Source organism: Alteromonas sp. AO-Serp (assembly GCF_017849675.1).
Classification (GTDB): Bacteria; Pseudomonadota; Gammaproteobacteria; order Enterobacterales; family Alteromonadaceae; genus Alteromonas; species Alteromonas macleodii.
Genome location: NZ_JAFLMX010000097.1, coordinates 1 through 1,886, shown reverse-complemented (window position 1 = coordinate 1,886; position 1,886 = coordinate 1). Strand labels below are relative to the sequence as shown.

Genomic DNA, 1,886 nt, shown 5'->3' with positions numbered 1-1,886 from the left:
TACTCCTTTCCAATGTTGACGGTGTGCTAGACGGTGACAAATTGCTAATTGGCGAACTTAACGCTGCAAGCATATCGAAGTACGCAGATGAAGGCGTGATCACCGACGGGATGAAAGTAAAAGTGGATGCGGCACTCGCGTCTGCAGAGAATTTAGGCCGCGCAGTTTACATCGCGAGTTGGGCCGCCGACATCAACGACATTTTAAATAAGAAAACGGGCACGCAAATACTGCCCTCAGCACTGACAAATACACCGTCAAAAAACGCTGATTTACCCCACACCGACTTTACAAAAGGCAATGCCGGAGAAGTACAATGAAACAGGACCTACTAACCTTTGCAGACTGGACACCCGACGCAATGAAAAACTTGCTGCAATTGGCTGTAGAAATTAAACAAGCCCCAGCAAGTTACAGCAACGTGCTAGCGGGGAAGTCAATTGTTGCCCTGTTTGAAAAGCCGTCTTTGCGAACCCGCGTTAGCTTCGATATTGGTATCAACAAGCTTGGCGGCCACATGGTGTATTTAGATGTGCAGTCGGGCAAATTAGCAGGCCGTGAAGACGCAGTAGACACCGCCGCTAACCTTGCGTGCTGGGCTGACGCCATTGTTGCTCGCGTATTTTCTCACGAGACGCTAGAAACCTTTTCTAAGGCGGCAAACGTGCCGGTTATCAATGCGCTGTGCGATAAGTACCACCCGTGCCAAGGCCTTGCCGACTACCTCACAATGTTTGAACGCTTCGGCAAAACCGAAGGTCTTACCATGGCCTATGTAGGCGACGGCAACAATGTAACCCATTCTCTGTTAATTGTTGGGGCGCTTCTAGGTTGCAACCAAGTTGTAGTCACGCCAGAGGGGCACGAAGCGGCACCTGAAATTGTGGCGCAAGCCAAAGCGATTGCCGAGAAAACGGGTGTATCGATTGTTGAAAGCACTGAGCTTAGTGCTGCTAACGGCGCAGACGTTATCTATGCAGATACATGGCTTTCAATGGGTGACGAGACGCCACTTGAAGTGATCAAAGAAAAGTTCATGCCTTATCAGGTGAACGAAGCGTTGATGGATGCAACCGGTGCTAGCTACGTTATGCACTGCCAACCTGCCCATCGCGATTTAGAAATTACGGGCTCGTTGATTGATAGCGATAAATCGCTATTAATGCAGCAAGCCGAAAATAGAATGCATGGCCAAAACGCCATTCTTACTCAATTACTTAACGCTTAAAAAGACGCCTAAAAAGACGCTTAGAAGGATTATTTAGATGCAAAACGTTAAAAAAATCGTGCTGGCCTATTCAGGCGGGCTTGATACATCAGCCATCATTCCATGGCTTAAAGAAAACTATGGCTGTGAAGTTGTCGCGTTTGCAGCAGATGTGGGTCAAGGTGATGAAGAACTAGAAGGGCTTCATGAAAAAGCTATCGCATCTGGCGCAAGCGAATGCCACATTGTTGATTTGAAAGAAGAGTTCGTAAGCGAATATATCTTCCCAACTATTACTACAGGTGCAGTTTACGAAGGTGAATACCTACTGGGTACGTCAATGGCACGTCCGGTTATCGCCAAAGCGCAAGTTGAGATTGCGCGCAAAGTAGGTGCCGACGCACTATGCCACGGCTGTACGGGTAAAGGTAACGACCAGGTACGCTTTGAAAGTACCTTTGCTGCTCTAGCCCCAGACCTTACGGTAATAGCGCCATGGCGTGAGTGGGACATGGTAAGCCGTGAAGATCTATTGGCTTATCTAGCTGAGCGCAATATTCCAACCACGGCGTCAGCAACAAAAATTTACAGCCGCGATGCAAACGCATGGCACATTTCACACGAAGGTGGCGAGCTTGAAGATCCATGGCAAGAGCCTACCAAGCAAGTGTGGACCATG

General features: G+C 48.5%; 3 protein-coding genes. All 3 read left to right on the top strand.

Annotation, left to right across the window (positions count from 1 at the left end; all coding sequences use genetic code 11):
* On the top strand, nucleotides 1–320 hold a 320-nt coding region (locus tag QVA83_RS07595), incomplete at its 5' end, for an amino acid kinase family protein (protein WP_502711458.1).
* The gene (locus tag QVA83_RS07590; RefSeq protein ID WP_075177759.1) at nucleotides 317–1,228 is read left to right on the top strand and encodes an ornithine carbamoyltransferase; all 912 of its coding nucleotides are present in this window, start codon (nucleotides 317–319) and stop codon (nucleotides 1,226–1,228) included. The genes QVA83_RS07595 and QVA83_RS07590, both read left to right, overlap by 4 nt.
* A 37-nt stretch (nucleotides 1,229–1,265) precedes the next feature.
* Nucleotides 1,266–1,886: argininosuccinate synthase (locus QVA83_RS07585; RefSeq protein ID WP_287498299.1), on the top strand; the 621-nt coding region annotated here is incomplete at its 3' end.